This is a genomic window from Enterovirga rhinocerotis (genome assembly GCF_004363955.1).
Lineage (GTDB): Bacteria > Pseudomonadota > Alphaproteobacteria > Rhizobiales > Beijerinckiaceae > Enterovirga > Enterovirga rhinocerotis.
This window is the reverse complement of sequence record NZ_SNZR01000011.1, coordinates 609,156-634,813: the sequence shown is the minus strand read 5'-3', so window position 1 is coordinate 634,813 and position 25,658 is coordinate 609,156. Positions and strand designations below refer to the sequence as shown.

The 25,658-nt window shown below is 68.6% G+C and carries 25 protein-coding genes and 1 tRNA gene; 10 read left to right on the top strand and 16 right to left on the bottom strand.

Annotation, left to right across the window (positions count from 1 at the left end; all coding sequences use genetic code 11):
• Window positions 1-17: 17 nt before the first annotated feature.
• A complete protein-coding gene (locus EV668_RS03550) occupies window positions 18-1,394 on the top strand; it encodes an ABC transporter substrate-binding protein (RefSeq protein ID WP_245512815.1) in 1,377 nt (458 codons plus the stop codon).
• Entirely contained in the window at window positions 1,391-2,131 is a 741-nt protein-coding gene (locus tag EV668_RS03545; protein ID WP_133768455.1) for a haloacid dehalogenase type II, read from the top strand. Before EV668_RS03550 ends, EV668_RS03545 begins: the two co-directional genes overlap by 4 nt.
• Before the next feature lie 304 nt (window positions 2,132-2,435).
• Here EV668_RS03545 and EV668_RS03540 read toward each other — a convergent pair.
• A tRNA-Trp gene (locus EV668_RS03540) sits at window positions 2,436-2,512 on the bottom strand.
• 61 nt (window positions 2,513-2,573) lie between these two features.
• Window positions 2,574-3,170, bottom strand: a complete 597-nt coding sequence (locus tag EV668_RS03535) for a DUF6778 family protein (RefSeq protein ID WP_166652320.1) — start codon at window positions 3,168-3,170, stop codon at window positions 2,574-2,576.
• Window positions 3,171-3,404: 234 nt separating this feature from the next.
• Between EV668_RS03535 and EV668_RS03530 the strand changes: the two genes are divergently transcribed.
• Entirely contained in the window at window positions 3,405-3,620 is a 216-nt protein-coding gene (locus EV668_RS03530; protein ID WP_133768453.1) for a hypothetical protein, read from the top strand.
• Between the two features lie 28 nt (window positions 3,621-3,648).
• On the opposite strand, the gene glgX is transcribed toward EV668_RS03530, so the two are convergent.
• Window positions 3,649-5,889: a glycogen debranching protein GlgX gene (gene glgX / locus EV668_RS03525; protein WP_425359610.1), complete on the bottom strand. Its 2,241-nt coding sequence runs from the start codon at window positions 5,887-5,889 to the stop codon at window positions 3,649-3,651.
• 274 nt (window positions 5,890-6,163) lie between these two features.
• On the opposite strand from glgX, the gene EV668_RS03520 reads away from it, so the two are divergent.
• Window positions 6,164-7,135: a S1C family serine protease gene (locus tag EV668_RS03520; RefSeq protein WP_133768452.1), complete on the top strand. Its 972-nt coding sequence runs from the start codon at window positions 6,164-6,166 to the stop codon at window positions 7,133-7,135.
• Between the two features lie 54 nt (window positions 7,136-7,189).
• On the top strand, window positions 7,190-7,630 hold the full coding sequence (locus EV668_RS03515; protein ID WP_133768451.1) for a CsbD family protein: 441 nt from the start codon (window positions 7,190-7,192) through the stop codon (window positions 7,628-7,630).
• Window positions 7,631-7,654: 24 nt separating this feature from the next.
• Here the strand turns inward: EV668_RS03515 and coaA are convergent, their stop codons facing one another.
• From coaA to EV668_RS03485, 6 genes are all read right to left on the bottom strand, one after another.
• Window positions 7,655-8,647 (bottom strand): type I pantothenate kinase, encoded by a 993-nt coding sequence (gene coaA, locus EV668_RS03510; protein ID WP_133768450.1) that lies wholly within the window; start codon window positions 8,645-8,647, stop codon window positions 7,655-7,657.
• Between the two features lie 12 nt (window positions 8,648-8,659).
• A complete protein-coding gene (locus EV668_RS03505) occupies window positions 8,660-8,980 on the bottom strand; it encodes a phosphoribosyl-ATP diphosphatase (RefSeq protein ID WP_133768449.1) in 321 nt (106 codons plus the stop codon).
• 16 nt (window positions 8,981-8,996) lie between these two features.
• Window positions 8,997-9,773: an imidazole glycerol phosphate synthase subunit HisF gene (hisF, locus tag EV668_RS03500; RefSeq protein WP_133768448.1), complete on the bottom strand. Its 777-nt coding sequence runs from the start codon at window positions 9,771-9,773 to the stop codon at window positions 8,997-8,999.
• Window positions 9,774-9,786: 13 nt separating this feature from the next.
• The gene (locus EV668_RS03495) at window positions 9,787-12,048 is read right to left on the bottom strand and encodes an SLC26A/SulP transporter family protein (RefSeq protein WP_133768447.1); all 2,262 of its coding nucleotides are present in this window, start codon (window positions 12,046-12,048) and stop codon (window positions 9,787-9,789) included.
• Window positions 12,049-12,081: 33 nt separating this feature from the next.
• Window positions 12,082-13,038 (bottom strand): class II fructose-bisphosphatase, encoded by a 957-nt coding sequence (glpX, locus tag EV668_RS03490; protein ID WP_245513040.1) that lies wholly within the window; start codon window positions 13,036-13,038, stop codon window positions 12,082-12,084.
• A gap of 316 nt (window positions 13,039-13,354) precedes the next feature.
• Entirely contained in the window at window positions 13,355-14,680 is a 1,326-nt protein-coding gene (locus EV668_RS03485; RefSeq protein ID WP_133768445.1) for a homoserine dehydrogenase, read from the bottom strand.
• A gap of 120 nt (window positions 14,681-14,800) precedes the next feature.
• Here EV668_RS03485 and EV668_RS03480 point away from each other — a divergent pair, with 120 nt between their 5' ends.
• Window positions 14,801-15,388: a Uma2 family endonuclease gene (locus EV668_RS03480; protein WP_133768444.1), complete on the top strand. Its 588-nt coding sequence runs from the start codon at window positions 14,801-14,803 to the stop codon at window positions 15,386-15,388.
• A gap of 6 nt (window positions 15,389-15,394) precedes the next feature.
• Here EV668_RS03480 and EV668_RS03475 read toward each other — a convergent pair whose 3' ends face one another.
• Both EV668_RS03475 and EV668_RS03470 read right to left on the bottom strand, forming a co-directional pair.
• Window positions 15,395-16,453 carry an AbrB family transcriptional regulator gene (locus EV668_RS03475; RefSeq protein WP_245512813.1) on the bottom strand — a complete coding sequence of 353 codons (1,059 nt, stop codon included), beginning with the start codon at window positions 16,451-16,453 and terminating at the stop codon, window positions 15,395-15,397.
• Between the two features lie 452 nt (window positions 16,454-16,905).
• Complete coding sequence (locus EV668_RS03470; protein ID WP_133768442.1) at window positions 16,906-18,138, bottom strand: amidase; 1,233 nt, start codon at window positions 18,136-18,138, stop codon at window positions 16,906-16,908.
• 102 nt (window positions 18,139-18,240) lie between these two features.
• Between EV668_RS03470 and EV668_RS03465 the strand changes: the two genes are divergently transcribed.
• From EV668_RS03465 to EV668_RS03450, 4 genes are all read left to right on the top strand, one after another.
• Window positions 18,241-19,137 carry an extensin-like domain-containing protein gene (locus tag EV668_RS03465; protein ID WP_133768441.1) on the top strand — a complete coding sequence of 299 codons (897 nt, stop codon included), beginning with the start codon at window positions 18,241-18,243 and terminating at the stop codon, window positions 19,135-19,137.
• A 98-nt stretch (window positions 19,138-19,235) separates the two neighbouring features.
• Entirely contained in the window at window positions 19,236-19,694 is a 459-nt protein-coding gene (locus EV668_RS03460) for a hypothetical protein (RefSeq protein WP_133768440.1), read from the top strand.
• A 29-nt stretch (window positions 19,695-19,723) separates the two neighbouring features.
• Window positions 19,724-20,365 (top strand): ribonuclease T2 family protein, encoded by a 642-nt coding sequence (locus EV668_RS03455; protein WP_133769959.1) that lies wholly within the window; start codon window positions 19,724-19,726, stop codon window positions 20,363-20,365.
• Between the two features lie 91 nt (window positions 20,366-20,456).
• Entirely contained in the window at window positions 20,457-20,675 is a 219-nt protein-coding gene (locus EV668_RS03450) for a hypothetical protein (RefSeq protein WP_133768439.1), read from the top strand.
• A gap of 42 nt (window positions 20,676-20,717) precedes the next feature.
• Here the strand turns inward: EV668_RS03450 and EV668_RS03445 are convergent, their stop codons facing one another.
• The 5 genes from EV668_RS03445 to EV668_RS03425 all read right to left on the bottom strand — a co-directional run bounded on the left by EV668_RS03445 (window position 20,718) and on the right by EV668_RS03425 (window position 25,530).
• The gene (locus tag EV668_RS03445; RefSeq protein ID WP_133768438.1) at window positions 20,718-21,170 is read right to left on the bottom strand and encodes an Lrp/AsnC family transcriptional regulator; all 453 of its coding nucleotides are present in this window, start codon (window positions 21,168-21,170) and stop codon (window positions 20,718-20,720) included.
• Window positions 21,171-21,304: 134 nt separating this feature from the next.
• Complete coding sequence (locus EV668_RS03440; protein ID WP_245512811.1) at window positions 21,305-22,273, bottom strand: tripartite tricarboxylate transporter substrate binding protein BugD; 969 nt, start codon at window positions 22,271-22,273, stop codon at window positions 21,305-21,307.
• Window positions 22,274-22,364: 91 nt separating this feature from the next.
• On the bottom strand, window positions 22,365-23,912 hold the full coding sequence (locus EV668_RS03435) for a tripartite tricarboxylate transporter permease (RefSeq protein WP_133768437.1): 1,548 nt from the start codon (window positions 23,910-23,912) through the stop codon (window positions 22,365-22,367).
• Between the two features lie 37 nt (window positions 23,913-23,949).
• Window positions 23,950-24,621, bottom strand: coding sequence for a tripartite tricarboxylate transporter TctB family protein (locus EV668_RS03430; protein ID WP_133768436.1), 672 nt, complete (start codon window positions 24,619-24,621; stop codon window positions 23,950-23,952).
• Window positions 24,622-24,729: 108 nt separating this feature from the next.
• Entirely contained in the window at window positions 24,730-25,530 is an 801-nt protein-coding gene (locus tag EV668_RS03425; RefSeq protein ID WP_166652319.1) for a TVP38/TMEM64 family protein, read from the bottom strand.
• Between the last annotated feature and the right edge of the window lie 128 nt (window positions 25,531-25,658).

Sequence of the window (25,658 nt, the reverse complement as noted above, 5' to 3'; positions counted from 1 at the left end):
AGACGACGAAGGGAAGTTTGCGGAGCGCGACCTGGCAGGAACCAGCAAGGCGCCCAAGGCTATCTCCGGACCACCGCCATGATGCGTCGGAGCTGGGGCCTTGGTCTTCGTCTCCGTCTTCGAATATAGGCCTGACAAGACGGCGGAGCATAGCCCGTCTGAGTTCGGTGAGGAAACGCATGGGTACGACGTCGGCGCGGATCACGGGGATTGCCTGTGCCGTTCTATTCACATGCGCGGCGTTGCTGCCTGTGCACGCGCAGCAAGAGGACGGTCTCAAACTCGGCGTGTTGAATGATCTCAGCGGCGCGTTCGCGGATCTCGGCGGCAAGGGGTCCATCATCGCGGCCCAGATGGCCATCGACGATTTCGGCGGCTCGGTGCTCGGCAAGCCGATCACGCTGGTTTCGGCCGACAGTCAGAACAAGCCGGACATCGCGAGCGGCATCGCCCGGCGTTGGTTCGATGTCGATAAGGTCGACGCGATCCTCGATCCCGTGCCGTCCTCCGTCGCGCTCGGCCTGCAGGAGCTCGTTCGCGAGCGAAAGAAGATGATGATCATCGCATCGTCGGGCCTCGCCGACCTGACGGGGAAGCACTGCTCCGGGACCACCTTCCAATGGGCCTACGACACGTCGGTGCTGGCGAAGGGCACGGCCGCGACGGTCGCGAAAAGCGGCCTGAAGAACTGGTACTTCCTCACCGCCGACGTCGCCTTCGGTCACTCGCTGGCGAACGAGAGCAAGGCCGTCGTGACGGCCAACGGTGGCAAGATCGTCGGCGAAGCGCGCCATCCCTATCTGACGTCCGACTTCTCGTCGTTCCTGCTGCAGGCACAAGCCGCGCAGGCCGACGTGATCGCGCTGGCGAATTCCGGCACCGACACGACCAACTCGATCAAGCAGGCCATCGAGTTCGGCGTGACGTCCGGCAAGGCGCGCCTGGTGGCGATGCTGGCCTTCGTCACGGACATCAAGAGCCTCGGCCTCGAACGCTCGCAGGGCCTGCTGCTGACAGAATCCTTCTACTGGGATCTGACGGACGAGACGCGGGCCTGGTCGAAGCGTTTCGCGGAACGCTCCGGAGGCGCCATGCCGTCCATGGCCCACGCCGCGATCTACAGCGGCACGACGCATTACCTGAAGGCCATCGCGGCGGCGGCCACCAAGGACGCGGAGGTGGTCGCGGAGAAAATGAGGGCGACGCCGATCAACGATTTCATGATCCAAAACGGCCAGGCCCGGAAGGACGGCCGGATCGTGCACGACTTCTACCTCTTCGAGGTCAAGGCGCCTGCAGAATCCAAGGGACCGTGGGACCTGTACAAGCTCGTTCGCCGCATCCCGGCCGCCGAGGTGACACCTCCCGAGGGGAGCACCGGTTGCAAGCTGTGAGGTCTGCGACCCACCCCTCCGCCGCGGGTCACGCCGTCCGCGCGCTCCTCTTCGACACCTTCGGGACTGTCGTCGACTGGCGCGCGGGCATCGTGCGCGAGGTCGCCCCGTTCCTCTCGCGCCACGGCATATCCGGACGCGCGGAGGACTTCGCCGACGGGTGGCGCGAACGCTACCAGCCGGCGATGCAGCGCGTGCGCGCCGGCGAGCGTTCCTTCGTCCGGCTCGACGTGATCCATCGCGAGAATCTGGAGGATCTCCTCGTCGCGTGGGGCGCGGAACCCGGTGAGTTGCCCGCCGGGGAGTTGGACGATCTCACGCGGGCCTGGCATCGGCTCGATCCCTGGCCGGACGCCATCGAGGGTTTGAGGCGGCTGCGCGAGCGGTTCGTCGTCGCTCCCCTCTCCAACGGCAACATCGCGCTCCTGACCAACATGGCGAAGCGCGCAGGGCTGCCCTGGGACTGCATCCTGGGCGCAGAGGTGGTGCGAGCCTACAAACCCGATCCGCGAGCCTATCTCGATACCGCCGAGGTCCTGGGCCTGGCGCCGTCGGAATGCATGATGGTGGCCGCCCACAACGACGATCTCGCCGCTGCGGCCTCCGTGGGTCTTCGGACCGCGTTCGTGCGGCGGCCGACGGAGCACGGGCCGACGCAGGCGACAGATCTCGAGCCGACCGGCGCTTGGGATCACGTCGTGAGCGATTTCGTGGAGCTCGCAGCAAGCCTGCGATAGGGCGACCGCCTGATCGATCGGGCCCAAGGCAGTCCTCGAGGAGGATGCCCCGAAGGCCGGCCTCCATCGCCCCTCTCGCGGAGCCGGCGACGTCGCACGACAGCACCGATCGAAATGCGCCGATTCCCGATCGATAACGATCGCAAGACGCATCGGCGTAAGACGGGTCGATTCCAGCGCTCGCCCGCATCCTACTTTGGCGCAGACGGCGTCATGAGGGCTCATGCCGAAAGCGGGGCCCCGGATGGGGCGCCCTGCGGCTAGGCCTGAAAAATCTGCCAGATCAATTTCTTAGCTGAAACGCTGGCAGGAGTGGAGGGATTCGAACCCACGACCCCCGGTTTTGGAGACCGGTGCTCTAACCAGCTGAGCTACACTCCTGTGCCGCGGTTTCCCGGCGGCCAGGAGCCCCTAGCATGCCGGCTCGCGGGAAGCCAGAGGTTTAGCTTGCCCCGGGGTTCATCAGCCAGGCCCGATACCCGGAGGCGAGGTTCGAGACCACGCGATCGATCGGCGCGCCGGTGATCGTGGCGTCGACCGCAAGGCCGACGACCCCTCCCCCGGCCGTCGAGCCGGCCTTGAACGAGGGATAGGTCGACAGGACGGCCCCCGTCTTCGCATCGAGCACCGTGATGTCGGCCACGATGGCGTGTTCGCCGCCGCCGATCAGGGCGCGCTGGAGGGCGGGGATCATGGTGACGCTCTGCATCCTCACCTGGACGCGGACGGGGCGCGTGCCGGTGAGCGAGCCGCCCAGCTCCCGCTGGAAGGCGGCGCGCACCTTCCCCGCGACGGCATGCTGAAGATAGGCCTGCCCCTCGGGCGTCGCGGCGGCGCTGCTCGCCTCGAGCATCCCGACGCCCTTGCTGGCGGCATAGACGACCTCGCCGTCGTACCAGCGGATGGCGGCGGCCGGCGGCGGGACCACATCGAGTTGCGCGAGCCGGAACCCCGCCACCTCGGCCGGCGACAGGCGGTTGGCCATCGTCTGGCAACCCGCGAGTGCGAGCGCCACCAAACACAGCACGATCGATCTCACGGGCGACGCCCTCCTCGCCCGTCTCTCGGGCAGAGGAAGCTTAGCCGCACGGGAGGCGCGCAGGGCGAAGCTTTCGCCGCGCGGCCACGGAAATGCGTCAGCCTGTCACATGCCGGCAACAGACACCGCCTCTGATGGTCGAGCGCATGGCGCGCGCAAGCCAACCCTTCGCGCTTAACGAATCATCAAAGAAATGTTCTCTATTTGTTCTGGCGTCACGTCAGGGAGCCAGACATGAGTGAGACCGAGATCGCCCTCGCCCGCGCCTATCTCAGCGCCGCCGAGCAGGACCCGATCGCCGCCTTGATCCGCTCGGTGAAGGATCTCGCCCGGATGGGCCGCGTCCTCGCCGGAACGGTGCCGGGACAAGAGCTTGGCCGCGAGGATTGCGGCGACGCGACCCTCCGCTCGCTCCGCGCCATCGAATCGGCGGCGACCGCGACCCGCTGAAGGGCCGCGGCCGCCGCCCGACTCGGCCTTAGTCGCCCGGCAGGACGAGGTCCTCGTCGAGCGCCCGGTGGAAGGCGGCGATGACGTATTGATAGGAACGCTGCGCGTCCTCCGTTCCCCGCTCGTTCTCGTCGGGCTTCGTCATAAACAGAAGCAGCGAGTGGCCCGTCGCACCGTATTCGTGCCCGATCGGGAAGTTCGGCAGGGTCTCGAGATCGGGCTGGTTGGTGTCGAGGAGAAGCACCCATTCCTTGCCCCCCGGCGATTCGGGCAGGCGGCAATTGACGATGTCGTGATACGCGTTGAGGACGAGGAACAGCGTCGTGTCCGTCCCCACCCGCCGGATGCCGCTCTCCTGGGCCCGCCCGTCCAGCAGGATGCCGACGCAGCGCGCATTCCCGTCCTGCCAATGCTGGGGCGTCATCTCGGTCCCGTCGGGCGCGAGCCAGGTCACGTCCTTGGCGCCGATCTCCTCGTCCAGCGCCCCGGTGAGGAAGCGCCCGCGCCGGAGCATCGGCAGCGCCTGGCGCAGCGCGATCAGCTTCTGCACGAACCGGGCGAGGTCGCGCGAGGCGGGCGGCACCGACCAGTCGATCCAGCCGATCTCCGAATCCTGCCCATAGGCGTTGTTGTTGCCGCCCTGGGTGCGGGCGAACTCGTCGCCCGCGAGCAGCATCGGCGTGCCGCGGGAGAGGAGCAGGGTCCCGAGCAGGTTGCGCATCTGCCGGTAGCGCAGGTCGACGATCTCGGCATCGTCGGTCGGACCCTCGACGCCGTGGTTCCAGGAATGGTTGTTGGAATGGCCGTCGCGGTTGTCCTCGCCGTTCGCCTCGTTGTGCTTGTCGTTGTAGGAGACGAGGTCGTTCAGCGTGAAGCCGTCATGGGCGGTGATGAAGTTGACGCTCGCCCAGGGCTTGCGCCCGCGCCGGTTGAAGAGGTCCGCCGAGCCGGTGACGCGGGAGGCGAGGTCCGGCAACTTGCCCTCGTCGCCCTTCCAATATTCGCGGACCGTGTCGCGATACTTGTCGTTCCATTCCGCCCAGCCGGGCGGGAACTGGCCGACCTGATAGCCGCCCGGCCCGATGTCCCAGGGCTCGGCGATCAGCTTGACGGAGTTCAGCACCGGATCCTGGCGGCAGGTGTCGAGGAACCCTCCCCCCTCGTCGAAGCCGTGCTCTTCGCGGCCGAGGATGGTGGCGAGGTCGAAGCGGAAGCCGTCGACCCGCATCTCCGTCGCCCAGTAGCGCAGAGAATCGGTCACCATCTGGAGGACGCGGGGATGGCTGAGATTGAGCGTGTTGCCCGTCCCGGTATCGTTGATGTAGCGGCGCCGGTCGTCCGGCAGCAGCCGGTAATAGGAGGCGTTGTCGATCCCCTTGAACGAGAGGGTCGGCCCCATCTCGTTGCCTTCGGCGGTGTGGTTGTAGACGACGTCGAGGATCACCTCGAGCCCCGCATCGTGGAAGCGGGCGACCATCTCCTTGAACTCGGCGACCGAGGAGCCGGCCTTGTAGCGGGCCATCGGCGCGAAGAAGCCGATCGTGTTGTAGCCCCAGTAGTTGCGCAGCCCCTTGTCGAGCAGGAAGTCGTCGTCGACGAAGGCGTGGATGGGCAGGAGCTCGACCGAGGTCACGCCGAGCGACTTGATGTAGCGCACGACCTCCCGCGTCTGCATCCCGGCGAAGGTACCTCGCAGATCCTCCGGCACGTCCGGGTGGCGCATCGTGAAGCCGCGCAGATGCGTCTCGTAGATCACCGTCCGGTCCCACGGCACGTTCGGCTTGCGGTCCCGCCCCCAGGTAAAGGCCGGGTCGATCACGCGGGATTTCGGCATGAACGGCGCGCTGTCGCGCTCGTCGAAGGTGAGGTCGTCCTCGCCCTGGACATAGCCGAAGACGGCAGGGTCCCATGTCAGGCTGCCGAGATGCTGCTTGCCGTAGGGGTCGAGCAGCAGCTTGTTCGGGTTGAAGCGATGGCCCGCCTCCGGCTCGTAGGGCCCGTGCACCCGGTAGCCGTAGACCGTCCCCGGCCGCGCTTCCGGCAAATAGCCGTGGAAGACCTCGTCGGTATATTCCGGCAGCTCGATCCGCTCGATCTCCGTGATGCCCTCGCTGTCGAACAGGCACAGCTCGACTTTGGTCGCATGCGCGGAGAACAGGGCGAAGTTCACGCCGAGCCCGTCCCAGACCGCTCCGTTCTGCGTCGCCGAACCCTCCCGGATGCGCGAGCGCCGCATGACCTGCGGGCCGTCGGGGGAATATGGCGTCATGTCGGGGGCCTTGGTGGACGCGGGCGCCGGCCCGGCGGGCGGGCCGTCCGGGGCGAGACCGGGCGCGCTCGGGATGCGAGTCATGTCGTTCCTATCGCGGAGAGAACCGTCGCGGCAACGCGGCCATGCGGCATCGGGTCCCGTCGAAAGTGCACAGATTTCGGTCCGTCACGCTTGGGACGGATCGCGCGGCCGCCGCGACGCGCCTGCCCCTCTCGACAGGCCCCCTGCACTTCCGGTCTACTGCCGCTCCCGGTCCGATCGAGGAGATCCGATGTCGAGCGACTGGAAAGTGCCCCCTGCGGTCCAGCCCCGGCCGCAGGCCTATGATTTCGATCTGGACCGGGCACTGTCCTCCGTCGTCGGCCTGACGACGAGCATACCCGTCGATGCCTTCACCGCCGATACGCTCGGGCGCGAGCGGGCCGGCCACGGCGTGCTGATCCGCGAGGACGGCATCGTCCTGACGATCGGCTACCTCATCACGGAGGCGAGTTCCGTCTGGCTGACGACGCATGACGGCCGCGTCGTGCCGGGCCACGTCATCGGCTTCGACGGGGAGACGGGTTTCGGCCTCGTGCAGGCTCTGGGCCGGCTGGACGTTCCGGCCATGCCGCTCGGCAGCTCGGCGGACCTCGAGCCGGGCGACCCGGTCGTCATCGCCGGCGCCGGAGGGCGCCGCCGATCGGTCGCGGCCCAGGTCGTCATGCGCCAGGAATTCGCGGGCTACTGGGAATACGTGCTCGACGACGCCCTGTTCGTCGCGCCGTCGCATCCCCATTGGGGCGGGACGGCCGTGATCGGCGAGAGCGGCGAACTGCTCGGCATCGGCTCCCTGCAACTCCAGCAGGACGAGGCCCAGGACCGGAGCCAGAGCATCAACATGGTCGTGCCGATCGACCTCCTGAAGCCGATCCTCCCGGACATGCTGCGGCAGGGCCAGGCCGACCGCCCGCCGCGCCCCTGGCTCGGCCTCTTCGCGGCAGAGATCGGCGGCCAGGTCACGATCGCGGGCGTGGTGTCAGGAGGGCCCGCGGAAGCCGCGGGTCTCCAGGTCGGAGACGTCGTGGTCGGCGTCGCCGACGCGCAGCCGCGCGACCTCGCCGCCTTCTTCAGGAGCGTCTGGAACGCCGGCCCGGCGGGCACGGAGGTGATGCTGCGCCTCCTTCGCGACGGCCGCCCGGTCGATGTCGCCGTCGCCTCGGCCGACCGCATGCGCCTCCTCAAGCGGCCCGTCTTGCATTGAGGGCGAAACTTTCCGTGCCTCGCATCGTTGAGGAGCCGATCAACGGAGGTTTCCATGGACAGTGATCGTATCGCCGGCGCGGCACGGAACATCGGCGGTAAGGTGGAGCGGCGAGTCGGAGAACTGGCCGGGAACAGCAGGCTCGAAGCCGAAGGCCTGGTCGACCAGGCCAAGGGCGCGGTGCAGAACGCCTATGGCCAGGCGAAGGACACGGCGCGCGAATACGTCGACCGCGCGAAGGATCAGGCCGGGGATTACGCGGATCAGGCCCGGGACGTGGCCGACCGCGTGGTGGACGAAGGCCGCCGCTACATCGACGAGGGTCGCCGCTACGTCGATGACGGTCTCGAACGCTACCAGGATGCGGCGGGCCGCAGCCTGCGCGAGGGCCGCGAGGCGGTGAGCCGCCAGGTCGAGCAGAGCCCCCTCGCCGCGATGCTGATCGCGGGCGCCGTGGGCTACGCGCTGGCGCTCCTGATCCACAGCCGGCGCTGAGCCGCCGGCGGGCCTCGGCCCCGGTCAGAGCCGCCGCAACGACACCTGTTCGATGCGGTGGCTCGCCCCTTTGCGCAGGATGAGGCTGGCACGCTGCCGGGTCGGCACGATGTTCTCGCGCAGGTTGCTGAGATTGATCCGTTCCCAGAGGCCCTCGGCGAAATCGAGGGCCTCGCGCTCCGACAGCGTCGCGTACCGGCGGAAATACGAGAGCGGATCGCGGAAGGCCGTGTTCCGCAGCCGCATGAAGCGGTGCAGGTACCAGCGATGCAGGTCCTCCTCGTCGGCGTCGAGATAGACCGAGAAGTCGAAATAATCTGAGACGTAGGGGATGGCGGCGCCGTCGCGCGGCAGGCGCGCGGGCTGGAGCACGTTCAGCCCCTCGACGATCAGGATGTCGGGCTGGTCGACCATCGTCATCTCGCCGGGCACGACGTCGTAGACGAGGTGCGAATAGAGCGGCGCCGTAACCTTGCGGCGTCCCGCCTTGATGTCGTGCAGGAAGCGCAGGAGACGCTGGGTGTCGTAGCTCTCCGGAAAGCCCTTCTTCTGCATCAGCCCCAGCCGCTCGAGTTCGGCATTGGGGCGCAGGAAGCCGTCCGTCGTGACGAGGTCGACCTTCGGCGTATTGGGCCAGCGCGCCAGGAGCGCCTTGAGGATGCGGGCGGTGGTGGATTTGCCGACGGCGACCGAGCCAGCGACGCCGATGATGTAGGGGACCTTGTCCCCCTCTTCGGCATGAAGGAAGCTCTGCGTCGCCCGGAACAGGTTCTGCGCCGCCTCGACATACATCGACAGAAGCCGGGACAGCGGCAGGTAGATCGCGACCACCTCGTCGAGCGAGACGGGGTCGTTCAGGGATTGGAGCTGATTGACCTCCTCGGCCGTCAGCGTGAGGGGCGTGTCGGCGCGCAACTGCGCCCAGTCGTCCCGCGCGAAATGCCAATAGGGCGACAGGCCGTTCTTCGCCGGAGCGGGAGAGCCCGGCCTGTCCGCAGCGCCCTCGGCATCACTCATGGCGAGGCCCTTTCAGCGCCCATCTCGCGAGGCTTTCTCGGCGAGGCCGGACTGGCCGGTGCGGCGGCCGAGTTCCTCCTCCACCTCGCGGAGCGGCACGTCCCCGAGCCGCAGCACCACGAGGAGATGGTAGAGGAGGTCGGCGCTCTCGGCGATCAGTGCCCTGCGATCCTGCGCGACGCTTGCGATCACGACCTCGACCGCCTCCTCGCCGAGCTTCTTGGCCGCGAGCGGGGGGCCGCCCTTGATCAATTTGGCGGTGTAGGAGGTGTCGGTGGGCGAGGAGCCGCGCGTGGCGACCACCCGTTCGAGATCGGCGAGGGTGAAGGTCATCGCGCGTCGTCCCGCTTTACGCCGTGAGCCGCATGGGAATGCCGGCCTGGGCCATGTACGTCTTCGCTTCGCCGACCGAATGCTCGCCGAAATGGAAGATCGACGCCGCCAGCACGGCGCTGGCATGGCCCTGTTTCACGCCCGCGACGAGGTCGTCCAGCCCCCCGACCCCTCCGGACGCCACGACCGGGATCGGCACCGCGTCCGAGATCGCGCGGATGAGCTCGAGATCGTAGCCCGAGCGCGTGCCGTCGCGATCCATGGAGGTCACGAGCAGCTCGCCCGCCCCGCGCTGGGCCATGTCCTTGGCGAAGGCGATCGCGTCGATCCCCGTCTCGCGCCGGCCGCCATGGGTGAAGATCTCCCAGGCGAGGCGCTCGCCGGGCTGCGAGACGCGCTTGGCGTCGATCGCCACGACGATGCATTGGTCGCCGAATTTCTGCGAGGCTTCGCGCACGAAATCGGGATTGTTCACGGCCGCGGTGTTGATCGACACCTTGTCCGCGCCGGCGAGGAGCAGATTGCGGATGTCCTCGACCGTCCGGATGCCGCCCCCCACCGTCAGCGGCATGAAGCATTCCGCGGCCGTCCGCCGGACGATGTCGAGGAGGATGCCGCGATCCTCGTGGCTCGCCGTGATGTCGAGGAAGCAGAGTTCGTCCGCCCCCGCCGCATCGTAGGCGCGCGCGGCCTCCACCGGATCGCCGGCATCGCGCAGATCGACGAACTGGACGCCTTTCACGACGCGCCCGTCCTTCACGTCGAGACAGGGGATCACCCGAACCTTCAGCATCTTCGTCTTTCCCTCACACGTCCGCGAGCCGAAGCTCCTCGGAGGTGTCACGCAACCTCTGCGCCGTCAGCCGCGCGATGGTCGCCAGAAGCGATTGGCCGAGACGGGCCTCGTCGCGCAAGAGCGCATCGAAATGCTCGGCCGTCAGTACATAGGATTCGACATCCTCGTCCGCCACGACGTCGGCCGAGCGCGGCCGGCGATCGAGGAGGCCCATCTCGCCGACCGCCGTCCCCGGCCCGAGCGCGGCGATGCGGCGCGCGTGATGCGCCCCCGCGACGCGGATGCTCACGCTGCCCCGCGTAATGATCCAAAGCCGGTCGGCCGGCTCGCCGGCACGGCAGAGCGCCTCGCCCGCCGCATAGGAGGCGTGTTCGAGCCGCCCGACGAGGGCCTTGAGTTCGGCCTCGGAGAGGCCGCCGCCGAGATCGGTCTCGTGGATCGCAAGGCCGGCCCAGCCGGGGCCTGGACCATGCGCCGCCAGCACGCGATCCTCCGCCTCCTCGAGCGCGGCATCAAGATCGGGGAAGAGGCGGACCCCCGGTGCCTCCGACAGCGCCTCCTCGAGAAGGGGCCGGTACTTCGGCGCCGGCCCCGCCAGAACCAGCTGCACCCCGTTCTCGGCGGTGCGGCGCGCGATCTGCCGAAGCACCGTGGCGCCCGAGGTGTCGAGATCGGTGACGCGGTGGAAATCGAGGATCAGCGTGCGGACGCGCCCGTGCAGGTTCTGGATCGCGGTCGCGAGATCGTCGGCATTGCCGAAGAACAGCACGCCCTGGAGGTCGAAGACCACGGTGCGCCCGCCCTGGGCGGCGAGAACTGCCCTGTCCTGCTGCGAGCGGATGCGCTTCGACGAGATCCGGCTGCAATCGAGCTGCCGGCGCACGATGGGGCGGCCCATCTCCATGATGAAGACGAGGCAGGACAGGATCACGCCGACGACGGCGCCGAGGATCGGCTGGCCGAGCACGGTCGCCGCCATCACGGCGACGACGATGGCGAGGTTCCGCCGCGCCCGCGTGCGCACTTCCGGGTTGGCGGCGACGAGCGCGTCGCGCGAGACGGCGAAGCACCAGCGGTCCCACATCTTCCAGGCGATCGAGATCAGCATGGCGGTCAGGACGATGATCGGCATCGCCCCGATCAGATGCGGACCGACGATCGCGGCGATGAGCAGGAAGACGGCGAGGCTGAGCGTCGCGATGCGCGTCCGCCCGCCCGCCTCGAAGACCGCCAGCGTCGTGCCGAGCGAGGACGTCACCGCGATCCCGCCCGTGAGGGCCGAGGCGACATTGGCCAGGCCCTGCCCGGCGAGGTCCCTCGGCGGCGAAAGCCGGACGTCGGACACGCTTTGCGCGGTGCGCACGCTGAAGGTGAAGTCCAGCATGCTGACGGCCGCGAGCGTCAGCGACGTCAGAACGACGTTCTGGACGAGCGCCGCATCCTCGAAGATCCGCGCGAAAAGGTCCCAGCGCAGCGAGAAGCCGATCGTCGCCTCGGCGAGCGACATGGCGCCCACCGTCCGGCCGATCTCCAGGCTCGGCCAGAGCGCCATCAGCGCATGCCAGGCAAGCGAGCCGGTCACGAGCCCGACCAGCATCGCCGGAAAGCGCGGCGCGAAGTGATCAGAGAGCCGGATCACGGCCACAACGACGAGCCCGAAGGCGGCCATGGGCAGGTGCGGCACGGTGCCGGCCACGACCGCGTCCCAGAAGGCCGAAGGCGTCGGCAATTCGAAAAGGCGGGGAAATTGCTGGACGAAGGTCCGGACGGACAGCCCCGTCACGAAGCCAGCGAGGACCGGATAGGGCGTGAACTTGACGATCCGCACGAAGCCGGACCAGCCGAACAGGGCCTGCCAGAAGCCGGCCAGGATCACCGACAGCGGCATCAGCGCGAGCGCGATCGCGGGGTCGCCTCCGAAACCGGCGAGCAGCGCCGAGACGAAGCTCGCCTGGATCAGCGCCAGGGGCGCGGAGGGCACGTTGCCGATGAAGGAGGAGGAGCGCGTCAGCGCTCCGACGATCCCGCCCGAGACGGCGCAGAGGATGCCGGTCGCCGCCCCGGCGGCGATGTAGTCCCGCCCGAGCGGCGCATAGGCGAGGACGCCGGCCGACACCGCGAAGGGAAGCGTCAGCAGCGCTACGGTCGCCCCGGCGCCGATCTCGCGCAGCATGCTCGGCGCCGCCGGACCGGGTAGAACCGAGTCCGCCGGCGCGGTCGGTACCGGCGGCGGGACAGGCCGCGCCGCCGCGCCGATGGAGACGTCAGCCATGGTCCTTCACAGTCACCATCGCCGGCTCACCCGTCATGGCTCGAGATGGAACTTCTCGATGTTGCGGTGCTCGGCCTTGATGCGCCGCACGGTGCCGGTGCTCGAGCGGTAGACGATCGTGTCCGTCTCGACATGGCCGTCCTTGAACCGCACGCCGTCGAGCAGCGCTCCGTCCGTGACGCCCGTCGCCGCGACCACGACGTCGCCGCGCGCGAGATCGGTGAGCTCGTATTTCCGATTGGGATCGGTCACGCCCATCTTCTTGGCGCGCTCGCGCTTCTCGGGCGTGTCGAGGATCAGCCGCCCCTGCATCTGGCCGCCGATGCAGCGAAGGGCGCCCGCCGCGATCACGCCCTCGGGGGCCGCACCGATGCCCATATAGAGGTCGATCCCGGTCTCGCCCGGCATGCTCGTGAAGATCACGCCCATGATGTCGCCGTCGGTGATGAGGCGGATGCCGCAGCCGAGGCTGCGCACGCGCCGGATCAGATCCTCGTGGCGCGGGCGCTCGAGGATGAGGACCGTGACGTCCTTCGGCTCGACGCCCTTGGCCTTGGCCAGGGCCTTGATGTTCTCCTCGGGGGAGCGGTCGAGATCGACGATGCCCGGCGGATAGCCCGGTCCGACCGCGATCTTCTCCATATAGACGTCGGGGGCCGCGAGCAGCGTGCCGCCCTCGGCCATCGCCATGACGGCGATCGAGCCCGGCATGTCCTTGGCGCAGAGCGTCGTTCCTTCGAGCGGATCGACGGCGATGTCGACCTTGGGACCCTTGCCGGTGCCGACCCGCTCGCCGATGAACAGCATCGGCGCCTCGTCGCGTTCGCCCTCGCCGATCACGACCGTGCCGTCGATCGGCAGGTTGTTGAGCTCGCGGCGCATCGCGTCGACCGCGGCCTGGTCGGCGGCCTTCTCCTGGCCGCGTCCGCGCAGCAGCGAGGAGGCCACCGCGGCCCGCTCCGTCACGCGGACGAGTTCGAGCGTCAGGATGCGTTCGAGAAGCTGGCTCGGCTCCGCCTTCGGCGCGCTCTTCGCGGCCTGGGCGAGGTCCTTCGGCTTCGCGGGCTTCACGACCGTGCGGGCGACGGCCTGCAGGGCCGATTTCACCGCAGCCTTGGACGCAGCCTTCGGAGCAGCCTGGACGGGGTCCTTGGACTTGGCGGGCACGGCGGCCGGCAGCACCTTCGACGCGGTCTTCTTCCCGCCCTTCTCCTTCGCGACAGCCGACTTGGCGGCCTTCGGGGCCTTGTCCTTCGCGCTCTTCTTGACGGCCTTCTTCTCGCTCATGATCGTCGTTCCCCTGCTGTCAGTCGCGCTCGATCCGGATCACCTGAGGCGGCTCCGAGACGAGCCCATCGCCTGCGATCGCGTCAAGCGCGCTTCGAATCGCGGCTTCCGCCGCCTCGTAGGTAATGAGGACGAGCGCCACGGGTTCGCCCGAACGGCCGTGCTTGTCCTTGTCGGCCCCGGGCGGGCGCTTCTGGATGATGGATTCGATCGAGATGTCGGCCTGCGCCATCCGGCTCGCGACACCCGCGGCGACGCCGGGCCGATCATGCACCGTCAGCCGGATGTAATAGCCGCCCTGGTGGCGCTGCATCGGTGCCCGCTCGGCCGTCTCGAGCCGAGCAGCCGGCCGGCCGAAGGGCATCCCGACCGTGCCGGCGGCGACGTCGGCGATGTCCGACACGACGGCCGAAGCCGTCGCCTTCCCGCCCGCGCCGGGTCCGATCAGCGTCAGTTCCCCGACCGCATCCGCATCGATCGTGACGGCGTTGGTCACGCCCATCACCTGCGCCACGGCCGAGGTCTTCGGCACCATGGTGGGGTGGACGCGCTGCTCGATGCCCGAATCGCCGACCCGCTCGGCGACGCCGAGGAGCTTGATGCGGAAGCCCAGTTCCTCGGCCATCGCGAGGTCGACCGGCGTGATCGAGGAGATACCCTCAACATAGATCGCCTCGGCATCGATCTCGACCCCGAAAGCGAGGGAGGTCAGGATGGCGAGCTTGTGGGCCGTGTCGTAGCCCTCGATGTCGAAGGTCGGGTCGGCCTCGGCATAGCCGAGCTTCTGCGCCGCCGCGAGGCAATCGGCGAAGCTCGATCCCTCCTGCTCCATCCGCGAGAGGATGTAGTTGCAGGTGCCGTTGAGGATTCCGTAGAGGCGCGTGACGCCGTTGCCGGCCAGCGCCTCGCGCAGGGTCTTGACGACGGGGATGCCGCCGGCCGCAGAGGCCTCGAAGGCGAGAGCGCGGCCCGCGGCCTCGGCCTTCGCGGCGAGCGCGAGGCCGTGTTTCGCCAGCAGCGCCTTGTTGGCGGTCACGACATGCTTGCCCGCGTCGAGCGCGGCTTCGACGGTCGCCTTGGCCGGCCCGTCCGAGCCGCCCATCAGCTCGACGAGGCAATCGATCTCCGGAGAGGAGGCGAGGGCCACCGGATCGTCGAACCAGGCATAGCGCGTCAGGTCGTGGCCGCGGTCGCGGGTCCTGTCGCGCGCGGACACCGCCGTCACGCGAATCTGACGGCCGGCCCGGTCGGCCAATGGGTTGTCGCGGCGTGCCAGGATATCGAGCACGGCCGCGCCGACCGTGCCGAGGCCGGCGATCCCGACCCTCAACGGCTGCGGCTGCATGCGAAACTCTCGTCGGAAGGAAGAAGGCGCGCCCTCTTAGGGCGAGCAGCCGGGAGTGTCGAGGGCTCCGCATTCTCACACGGGCCGCGATCTGCTACGATCCTGCCATACGGAGCCTCCATGGCGCAGCGAGCCGAACAGCCCTGGACGACGGACGCGTTCTTCGCCTGGCAGGACCGCCAGCAGGACCGCTACGAACTCGTGGACGGCTTCCCGATCCGGATGATGGCGGGGGCGCGCAATGTGCACGACACCATCACGATCAACCTGCTGTCCGAGTTGCGGATGAAGCTGCGGGGGAGCGGTTGCGTTCCGTTTTCCGGAGACAGCAGCGTCGAGACCTATCCCGGGCGGATCCGGCGTCCCGATGCGGGGATCGATTGCGGCCGCCGCGATCCGAACGCCTACAAGGCCGCCGAGCCGCGGCTGGTGGCCGAGGTGCTGTCGCCCTCGACGCGGGACCTCGACACGCTCGAGAAGCTGGCCGAATACAAGTCCATCGCGAGCCTCGACACGATCCTGTTCGTCGAGCCGAACGCGGCCCAGGTCGCGGTCTGGTCGCGCGACGCCGAGCGGGCCTGGGAACGCTCCTTCGTCGAGGGCCTCGACGCCGTGATCGAGTTGCCGGGGCTTGGCATCGCCCTCCCCCTGTCGGAACTCTACGACGGCGTGACGTTCCCGGCCTCGCCCACCATGCGAGCGGTCTGAGCCCGGTCAGTCCGGCCTGGCATAGCGCGCGACAAGCCGGGCGATGGCCGGCCCCGTGGCGACGACGACCAGCACCCGCAGCACCTGAAGCGACATGACGAACGGCGTGTCGGCCCCACCCGAGAGGGCGATGATGGCCACCGTATCGATCCCGCCGGGACTGGTGGCGAGGAAGGCGGTCAGGGCGCCGATCCCGAGAACGCGCACCATGACGTAGGCCGCGAGCCCGCAGAGGGCGACGATCGCGAGCGCCGCTCCGATCATCTCGGGCAAAGCGCGGATCGAGCGGATCAGCGAGCCGCGCTCGAACTGGAGCCCGATCGCCCATCCGATCACGGCATACGCGACCGCGAGGAGCCAGGGCGGGATCGACAGCCGGACCTGGCCCGTCGCGTTCAGCATCGCCGCCACGGCCAGCGGCACGAGCAGGGCGCCGGCCGGGATGCCGAGCCTGCGGCCGATCGCGGCTCCGGCGAGGGCGACGACGAGGGTCAGGGCGAGGCCCGCCGGATCGAAACCGGGCGCGGCGGCCGCCTGCGGCACCTGCACCACGGGGGCATCGATCAGAAGACCGGAGATCAGGGACGCGCAGAGGACGACGATGATCACCCGCACATATTGCATCGTCGCGACGAGGCGGGGATCGGCGCCGTATTCCTGCCCCAGGACGACCATCGCCGAGGCCGCGCCCGGCGCGGTGCCCCACGCGGCCGTCGATCCCGGCAGCGTGCCGAAGCGGGCGAGGAAGAGGCCGATCGCGGCGCTCGCCACCATCGTGACGGCCACCCCGAAGAGCATGGCGTCCCAGTCGCGCACGACCTCGACCAGCAATTCGGGCGTGACCGCGCTGGCGATGAGGCAGCCGACCACGCCCTGGGCGGCGGTGAAGACGGGGCGGGACACCCGGGCGGTCGCGCCGCCGAGGCCAAATCCGATGGCCACGAGCATCGGGCCGATCAGCACGGCGGCGGGAACGGAGGCGGCCGTGAGCAGCCAGGTGAGCGCGAGCGAGACCGCCGCGAGGCCGAGCCAAGTCACCACGTCGGAGAGCCGGGGAAACGTCACGATCTCAGTCCGGTCCCTCTCTCAGCCTCTCGTGACAGGGAGGGCGAACGCGCAACGGGTCACAGCAGGGCCGATCCTTAGAGCAAGGCCGAGGGCCTCGGAAACGCCGTAGGCGAAAGCCGGCCGCATCCGCCATTAAAAAAGCCGCCCGGAGGCGGCTTTGGGTCTTCGTCCACTGCTGGAGGGATCAGAAAACACCGAACACGATGCCGGCCAAGAGCGCCAGCGAAACACAGACCGCCCCGGTTTGCATGGACGGCCACCAGCTTCGTTTCAAGATCAGGTCCATTGCCGCCTCCCTGGTCCGAACCGATAACGTCAGGTTAACAGCCGAGGTTTCACCACCGCAAGCGACTTTTTCATCGTTGCGGCGCAACAGAGGCGGCATGGGGGCCGGATTGGGGCTCCGTCGAAGGAGCCCGCGCAGCCCCGCGGCGGCGATCCGGGCGAGTCTATGGCGCGATTGCGGCTTCGACGAAGGCCGCGGCATCGAGCGCGACGGCGTCGCGGGCGAAGGGCGCCACGACCTGGATCCCGATCGGCATGTCGTCGGGGCCGCGCAGGCCCGGGACGTTCACGCAGGGCGTACCGAGGAGGGTCCAGAGGCGGTTGTAGCGCGGATCGCCCGTGCTGCCGTGGCCGTCCGGAGCGATGCCCGGCGCCGAATAGGTCAGGATCGCGTCGACCTCCGCGAACAGCACCTTCGCCTCGCGCCGGGCGCGGTTCGCGGTCCGGCGTGCCTCGTCGTAATCGGCCGGCGCGGTGGCGCGGCCCGCGCTGACGCCAGCCGCAATGTTCGGCGGCAGACGATTCCCGGCGACCTCCGATTCCCAGGCCAGGGACTGGGCCGATTCGTAATCCATGATGGTCGGCTGGACCTCCCAGCCCTCCCCGATGCTCGACGGAACCGCGAGATCGCGCACGTCCGCCCCTGCCCGCGACACCCGCGCGATCGCCTCGGCAAGCGCCGCCTCGGCCTCGGGATCCGGCGCACCGGCGAAATCCTGGCGGACGACACCGAACCGCGGCGGCCGTGTCTGCCCTTCCGAAACCGCCCGCCCCGCAACCGCTTCGAGCGCGGCCGCGAGGTCGGGAACGGTCGCGGCGAAGAGCCCGACGGTATCGAGGGTCCAGGCAAGGCATTTCACGCCGACCGTCGGGATCAGCCGGAAGGACGGCTTGATGGCGGCCGCGCCGCAGAAGGAGGCCGGGCGGATGATCGAGCCGCCGGTCTGCGTGCCGAGCGACAGCGGCACCATCCCGCCGCCGACGGCGGCCGCTGAACCGGCCGACGAGCCGCCGGGGGTCCGTCCCGACCTGTGGGGGTTGCGCGTCCGTGTCGGATCGGCGGAGGCGAAGGCGGTCGTGGTCGACTTGCCAATGATCGTCGCGCCGGCTCGCCTCAGCGCAGCGACCACCGTTGCGTCCCCCTTCGGCCGCCAGCCCTCGTAGATGGCCGAGCCCATCTGCGTCGGCATGTCGGCGGTGTCGATGATGTCCTTCACGGCCACCGCGATGCCCGCGAGCGGGCCCTCCCGCTGCGCGCGGGGCTCCGGAGCCAATGTGACGAAGGCGCCGATTTCCGGCTCGCGCGCGGCGATCGCCTCTCGGGTCAGGGCGAGCGCGCCGTCCGGCGTGAGGTCGCCGGAGCGGATGCGGGTCCGCAAGGCCGTGATGGATTGCATGACGTCTCCTACCGTCACTCGCGCGCCGTTGCACCGATTCGGGAAAGCGAACGGAACGGGTGATTGAGACAGTCTTAACCGAACGCGGCGCATTCGTGCCAAATGCGTCGTGCCTTTGTTGCGTTTACGGGCCTCACGCTGATCGTCGCCGGACTTGTCGGATGCGGACGGTTCTCGTTCGAATCCCGCGAGGCCTGGCGGCGGCAGGCCGAGGAGGCATGCCTCTCCGCCAAGCTCGTGCAGCCGACGGCCTATATGTCGTTCGCGTCGGAGATCGACGGCCCGGGCACCTGCGGCATCACCTATCCGATCCGGACGACCGCGTTCGCGCGCGGCGATGTCGGGCTGACGAGCCGGCAGACCCTCGCCTGCCCCATCATCCCCGAGATCGATTCCTGGCTCGCCCGCACCGTCCAGCCGGCGGCGGAGCTCTATTTCGGCCAGCGCGTCGTCGACCTGCGGGCGGGATCCTATTCGTGCCGGTCGCGCAACCATCGGCCGGGGGCGAAGATGTCGGAGCATTCCTTCGGCAACGCCCTCGACGTGATGGCCTTCCGCCTCTCGGACGGGCGCGAGATCACGATCAAGTCCGGCTGGCGCGGCCGGCCGGACGAGCAGGACTTCCTGCGTGAGGTCTTCATCGGCGCCTGCCGGCACTTCACGACGGTGCTCGGGCCGGGCTCCGACATGTTCCACTACGATCATTTCCACCTCGATCTCGCCCGGCACGATCCGGCGGGCCGGCGGCGCGTCTGCCGACCGGTGATCAAGTTCGATCCCCGCCTCGATCCCGGCACGGCGGCAGTGCGCGCCCGGCCCTCCCCCGTCCCAAACGCGGCCCGCGCAGAACGGCCAGCCTTGCCCGCGGCCGACCCGGCGCGCGATCCCTTCGGGCAGGCGCCGCGCCTGTCCTCGCGGATGGACCCGATGCGCGCGCCCGGCCCCGACGCAAGGGTGCCGGCGGCCCCTCCGCGCGGGGGCTTCTTCGACAACGACTGAGACCGCGTTCGCCCGCGACTGTTGCATCGTCGCCCTTGCCGCCGGCCGCAGTGCTCGGCATGGTCCCACGCTCTCTAGCGCCGGACCGAGTTCGACCCATGCGCCGCCTTCTTTCCTCCCTGCCTCGCGCGGCACTCGCCTTCTCCGCCGGTCTGCTCGCCGGGGCGCCCCTCGTTCAGGCGCGCGAAGTCGTCCCCGCGGAAAAGCGCGTGATCCCCTACGCTGCGCATCTGCCGACCTGCGGCGATCCGGCCGTCCTGGCGCGAATCTCGGCGCAGTTCGCCGAGAAGGAATCGCGGTTCTGGAGCTCGAGCCTGACGCTCGTGGAATACGGGCATATCAAGCCGCTGGCCTGGCGCCCCTGGGGCGTCGACACGATTCCCCGCCGCTACTGCACCGCCTCGGTCGTCGCGTCGAACGGACATCGTCACCGCATCGACTACGCGGTCGCGGAGGATCTGGGCTTCATCGGCGTCGGCTGGGGCGTGACCTGGTGCGTCCTCGGCCTCGACCGCAACCTCGCCTATTCGCCCTCCTGCCGCATGGCGCGCCCGTGACGACGGCACTCCGCACGGCGCTTCTCGCGATGGCGGGCCTCCTGCTCGCCGTCTCGTCCCAGCCCGCGGAGGCCCAGCGTCGCGGCGGCGGCGGCGGCACGCCCGGCGAGTTCGACTTCTACGTCCTCGCCCTGTCCTGGTCGCCGAATTACTGCGAGACGCGCGGCGATCGGCGCGGGTCCCGCCAATGCGAGCCGGGCCGCAATCTCGGCTTCGTCGTGCACGGCCTCTGGCCGCAATACGAGCGCGGCTTCCCGTCGGAATGCGGCGCCGAGCGCTTCGTCCCCCGCGCGGCGCTCGACGAAGCGGCCGGCGTCTTCCCGGAGGAAGGTCTCGCCCGTCACCAGTGGCGGCGGCACGGCACCTGCTCCGGCCTCGCGCCCTCCGCCTTCTTCCGCGCGGTCCGAACAGCGCGCGAGCGCATCACGATCCCCGAGGCGCTGACCGCGCTCGACCGGACGGGCGAGACGACACCCCTGGCCATCGAGCGGGCCTTCGTCGACGCCAATCCGGGTCTGCGCACCGACATGATGTCGGTGCAGTGCCGGCAGGGCGCGCTCCAGGAGGTCCGGATCTGCTTCAGCCGGGACCTGCGCTCGTTCCGGCCCTGCCCGGAGGTCGACCGCCGGGCCTGCCGGTTCGGGCCGATCCGCGTCAGCGCTCCGCGCTGACGTGCTCCCGCGCACGGGTACGGCTCCCCTGACACGGTTCTGACTCACCCTCGCGATACCGCCGCCGGCGAAGATGGCGCGAGGAGATTCGATGTCCGATCTGCTGGTTATCGGTGTCAGCGTCAAAGAAGGCCGCGGCCATGTGGTTCTCGCCGCGCGCGCTCACGATCCCGCCTCGGCGAAGCACGTCACGATCGACTTTCCGCTCCACCGCGAGCCCAACGGGCCGTATCCGGACAAGGAAGAGACGATCGTGCGGGATGCGAAGGCCGTCCTGAGGGAAGCCCGGGCGGCCCTCGACGAGCGGTAGGAGGCCCTGGAGACGGCCCGCCTCGTCGGCGGGCCGTCTCGTTCACGAAATCAGATACGCCGTCTCGGACTTGATGCGCTCCATCGCGAAACGGGACGTGACCTGCCGAAGCGCAACGCCCTCGATCAGCCGCTTGTAGAACCCGTCATAGGCCGGCATGTCCGGCACGACGACGCGCAGCATGTAGTCGACGTCTCCGGCCATCCGATAGAATTCCATGACCTCCGGCATCGCCGCTACGGCCGCCGCGAACTGCTCGAGCCATTCGGTGGAATGATCGGGCGCCTGGACGGACACGAACACCGTGATGCCGAGGCCGATCTTCTCCGGATTGAGGATCGCGACACGACGCTCGATCACGCCGGTCGCCTCGAGGCGGCGGATGCGTTTCCAACACGGCGTCTGCGACAGGCCCACCTTGTCCGCGATCGTGGCGATCGGGATCGAAGCGTCCTTCTGCAGGATGCGCAGGATTTCCTTGTCGATGCGGTCCATTCGGGCCCCGGATGCGTGACGGCGAGGTTCCGCGGCGGGGCCGAGGCCCCGCCGATGCGCCACACTTCCGAAGACTGACCGTTATGTCAACCCATCTGTTCTTTTAAAAGAACGGATGGGTTTCGATCCGGCGATCAGTTCGCGACGGCGCCAGCCGCCTTGAGGATCGGCGTCCAGCGGGCCACCTCGCTCTCGACCAGCTTCTGCAGCGCCTCCGGCGTGCGTCCCTGCTTGTCGGGGATGGTGCCGCCCAGTTCGTGCAGGCGCTTCTTGACGTTGTCGTCGTCGAGCGCCTTGTCGAGGGCTCCGGCGAGCGCCTTGACGACCTCGGGCGAGGTGTCCTTGGGGGCGAAGATCGCATTCCAGGCGCTGACCTGGAATTCCGGCAGGCCGCCTTCCTTGGTGGTCGGCACGTCCGGGAGCGAGGGCGAGCGCTCGGGCGTCGCGATCGCGATCGCCTTGATGGTGCCGGCCTGGATCTGGGGCACGAGGTTGACGATCTGATCGCAGCCGAAATCCACCTGGCCCGCCACGAGGTCGTTCAGGGCCGGTCCGGTGCCGCGATAGGCGACGCGCGTGAACTTCGCCTGGGTCAGGGATTGCAGGAGCGAGCAGGTCGTGTGGGACACCGACCCGACGCCGGCATTCGCCTCGTTGAGCTTCGCGCCGTTGGTCTTGAGATACTCGACGAAGCCCTTCAGGTCGCTCGCCGGGAAGTCCTTCTTGGTCACGATCAGGATCGGCGTGCCCGCGGCGAGGCCGATCGGCGCGAAGCTCTTGGCCGGATCGTATTTCAGGTTCGGGTAGAGCGCGGGGGCCGCGCCGTGCGTGCCCATATGGCCCATCATGATGGTGTAGCCGTCGGGCTTGGCCTGGCTCGCGCGGGTGATCCCGACCGTGCCGCCGGCGCCGCCGACATTCTCGATGATGACCTGCTGGCCGAGCGTGCGGGACATGTGTTCCGTCACGATCCGCGCGATCACGTCGGTCGGTCCGCCCGCCGCGAAGGGAACGATCATCGTCACCGGCCGCGTGGGATAGCTCTGCGCCGAGGCCGCATGGGCTGCGAAAGCGGCGACAGCTGCCAGTAGAATCCGTTTCAATCCGTCCTCCCTCGAATGCACTCAGGTTGCGAAGAAAAACGCCCGGGACAAGCCCGGGCGCAACGCATCGTCATTGGCCTTTCGGCGAAGCTCAGTCCTCGACGAAGACCTCGTCCCGGCTTTTCCGGATCGACGGCAGGAGCGCGACGACCAAGAGGATCACGGCGACAGCGAGCAGGACGCCGGAGAGCGGGCGCTCGATGAAGGTCATCATGTCACCGCGCGAGATGATCAGCGCGCGGCGAAGATTCTCCTCCATCAGCTTGCCGAGCACGAAGCCGAGCAGAAGCGGAGCCGGCTCGAAGCCGAGCTTGATGAGGAAGTACCCGATGACGCCGAAGAAGGCGATGAACATGACGTCCGTCGGCAGCGAATTGATCGAATAGATGCCGATGCAGCAGAACATCATGATGGCCGGGAACATCAGCCGATAGGGGACCTTGAGCAGCTTCACCCAGAGGCCGACCATCGGCAGGTTGATCACCAGCAGCATCAGGTTGCCGACCCACATCGAGGCGATCATGCCCCAGAACAGATCGGCGTTCTTGGTCATGACCTGCGGCCCCGGCACGATGCCGTGGATCGTCATGGCCCCGACCATGAGCGCCATCACCGCGTTCGGCGGAATGCCGAGCGTGAGCAGCGGGATGAAGGAGGTCTGCGCGCCGGCGTTGTTGGCGCTTTCCGGACCCGCGACACCCTCGATCGCACCCCGTCCGAACCGGCTCGGATCCTTCGCGAGCTTCTTCTCGATCGTGTAGGAGGCGAACGGACCGAGCACGGCGCCGTTGCCCGGCAGGATGCCGAGAATGCCGCCGATGAAGGTGCCCCGCACGATCGGCAGAGCGGATTCCTTCATGTCCTGCATGTTCGGCAGCAGCCGGCCGATCGCCTTTCGCACGACGTCGCGCGTCTCGGTATTGTCGAGATTGCGCAGGATCTCGGCGATGCCGAAGAGGCCCATCGCGAGGGTCGAGAAGTCGATTCCGTCCGAGAGGAACTGCTGACCGAAGGTCATGCGCTCCTGCCCGGTCTCGAGATCGGTCCCGACCGTCGACATCAGGATGCCGACGAGGATCATCGCGATCGCCTTCAGGATCGACCCGCGCGCGAGCACGACGGCGAAGACGAGCCCCATTACCATCAGAGAGAAGTATTCGGCTGGCCCGAAGATCAGGGCCAGTTTTGTCAGCGGTGCCCCGACCGCCGCGATGAACACCGTCGCCACGCAGCCGGCGAAGAACGAACCGATCGCGGCGATGCCGAGCGCGACGCCGGCGCGGCCCTTCTTGGCCATCTGGTGGCCGTCGAGCGTGGTCACGACCGCCGTCGCCTCGCCTGGAATATTGACCAGGATCGCGGTGGTCGAGCCCCCGTACTGGGCGCCGTAATAGATGCCCGCGAGCATGATCAGCGCGCCGGTGGGGTCGAACTTGAAGGTGATCGGCAGCAGCATCGCGATGGATGCGACCGGACCGACACCGGGCAGAACGCCGACGAGCGTGCCGACGAGACAGCCGACGAAGCACAGGAGGATGTTCAGCGGGATCGGTATCGTGCCGAGCCCGGGAATGTCGACCGGCACAAAATTGAAGACCGTGCTGAACCCGAGGGCCAGATGTCCAAGCAACTCGCCCATTACGCCCTCCGACCCGCCGGGAAGAACCTCTCACTCGTCATCGCTGCACTCCCGGGGTGTCGTCGACGACGACGTTGATTGACGGGTCCTTGCTCCCGGGAACGAGGAAGTACACGAGCGCGGCGATGACGACGAGAATCCCCGCCGTGACGCGCATCCGCGTGTCGTTGTTGAAGCTCGCCGGATAGAGATCCGAGAACCACTGGGGATAGAGCGGAATCGGCAGGTTCAGCATGTCGCCGAACAGCATCACGCAGGCGGCCGTCAGCGCCAGGGCGAGGATCAGAAGATCGCGCCAGCGCACGTCGCGCGTCGCGAAGCCGCCGATGAACATGGCGAGCGGGCCCGCGCCGCACATGCCGAGCTGCGGGATCCGGATCGGCCCGAGGTCGAAGCCGCGGATCGTGACCGCGAAGAACACGATGCCGACCACCACCATGCCGGGTCCCCGCAAGGTGAAGGGCTCGATAGGATGACCCTCCCGCATGAACCCGGACGCGGCCAGTACGGCGCCGCAGATGCCGACGCCGATCGCGAGCCAGCGCGGCAACATGGCAGGCCCCATCGACCGGAGCGTGCCCTGGGACAGGTCGCTGACCAGCCACAGCGCAAACAGGGCCAGCGCCACCAGCGCAAGCCCTCCCACAACGGCCTGAGGCCCTTTGACGATCCCGCTTGGCGCGGGCGACTTGCCGACTTCGGCCGCCATGCCCGTCTTCCCCCTCTGTCTATCTCGGTTTTGCCACCGCACCAGGACAGGCGCGACCAGATGCTTGTTGTGCACGATGTTCGAGGACGATCAACCCTCGAATTTGTCTTAGTCCCCGAGGGACCTTCGCTCGTCGGGAGCAAGAAGCGGACGCTCCCTGGGCGCGGCCCCCGTCCCGACGGAGGTTCCCAGGGCGCCGACGTCCGGGCGAATCCGGCTCGCGCGCGCCCTTCGGCGCTTCAGCAGGATCGGCAGCAGCGCGAGGAGGGCGAGGCCGAGGAGGACGAGCGCGATCTCGGGTCGCGCGAGGTCCTCGACGCGGCTGGCCCGTCCCAGTTCGGCACCGAGGCTGACATAGAGGAAGGCGGCCGGGATGCGCCCGAGAAAGGTCGCGGCCGCGAAGGTCGTCGGCCGCATCCCGACGATGCCGCACAGGATGTTGACCAGGAAGAAGGGAAAGAACGGCACCAGCCGCATGACGACGAGATAGCCGAAGGCATTCGCCCGCAGATCGGCCGCCGCGGTCTCGTAGACCCGGCCGGCCCTCGCCCGCAGCCGGAGACCAAACGGCGTGCCCGCCGACAGCCGCGCCACCGTGAAGACGACGAGCGCGCCGCCCGTCGCGGCGATCAGGATCGCGCCCGTCCCGAGCCAGCGGCCGAACAGGAAGCCGGCGATGAGGCTCATCGGCGGCCCGACCGGAAGGGCGGACGAGATGATCGCGAAATAGACGGCCGTGAACAGCACGAGCGTCAGGACCGGATCGGAATCCCGCAGCGCCAGCAGCGCATCCCGCCGTCCCAGCAGCCCCTCGAGGCTGAGAGCGTCCGGGCCGAAGACGAACCAGGCCGCCACGCCGGCGACGAGCGGTATCAGCAGCACGAGCGCCGGCATCGCACGGCCGATCACGGCTGGAGCTCCGGGCCCCGAAAGCATCGAATTTTATCGAATTCGGCCATGGCCCGCCAATGATGTTCCTCAACCGTTCCTGAGGAGCCCAGCCTTAGAGCATGGTCAGGAGTTCCGAGCGAGACTGT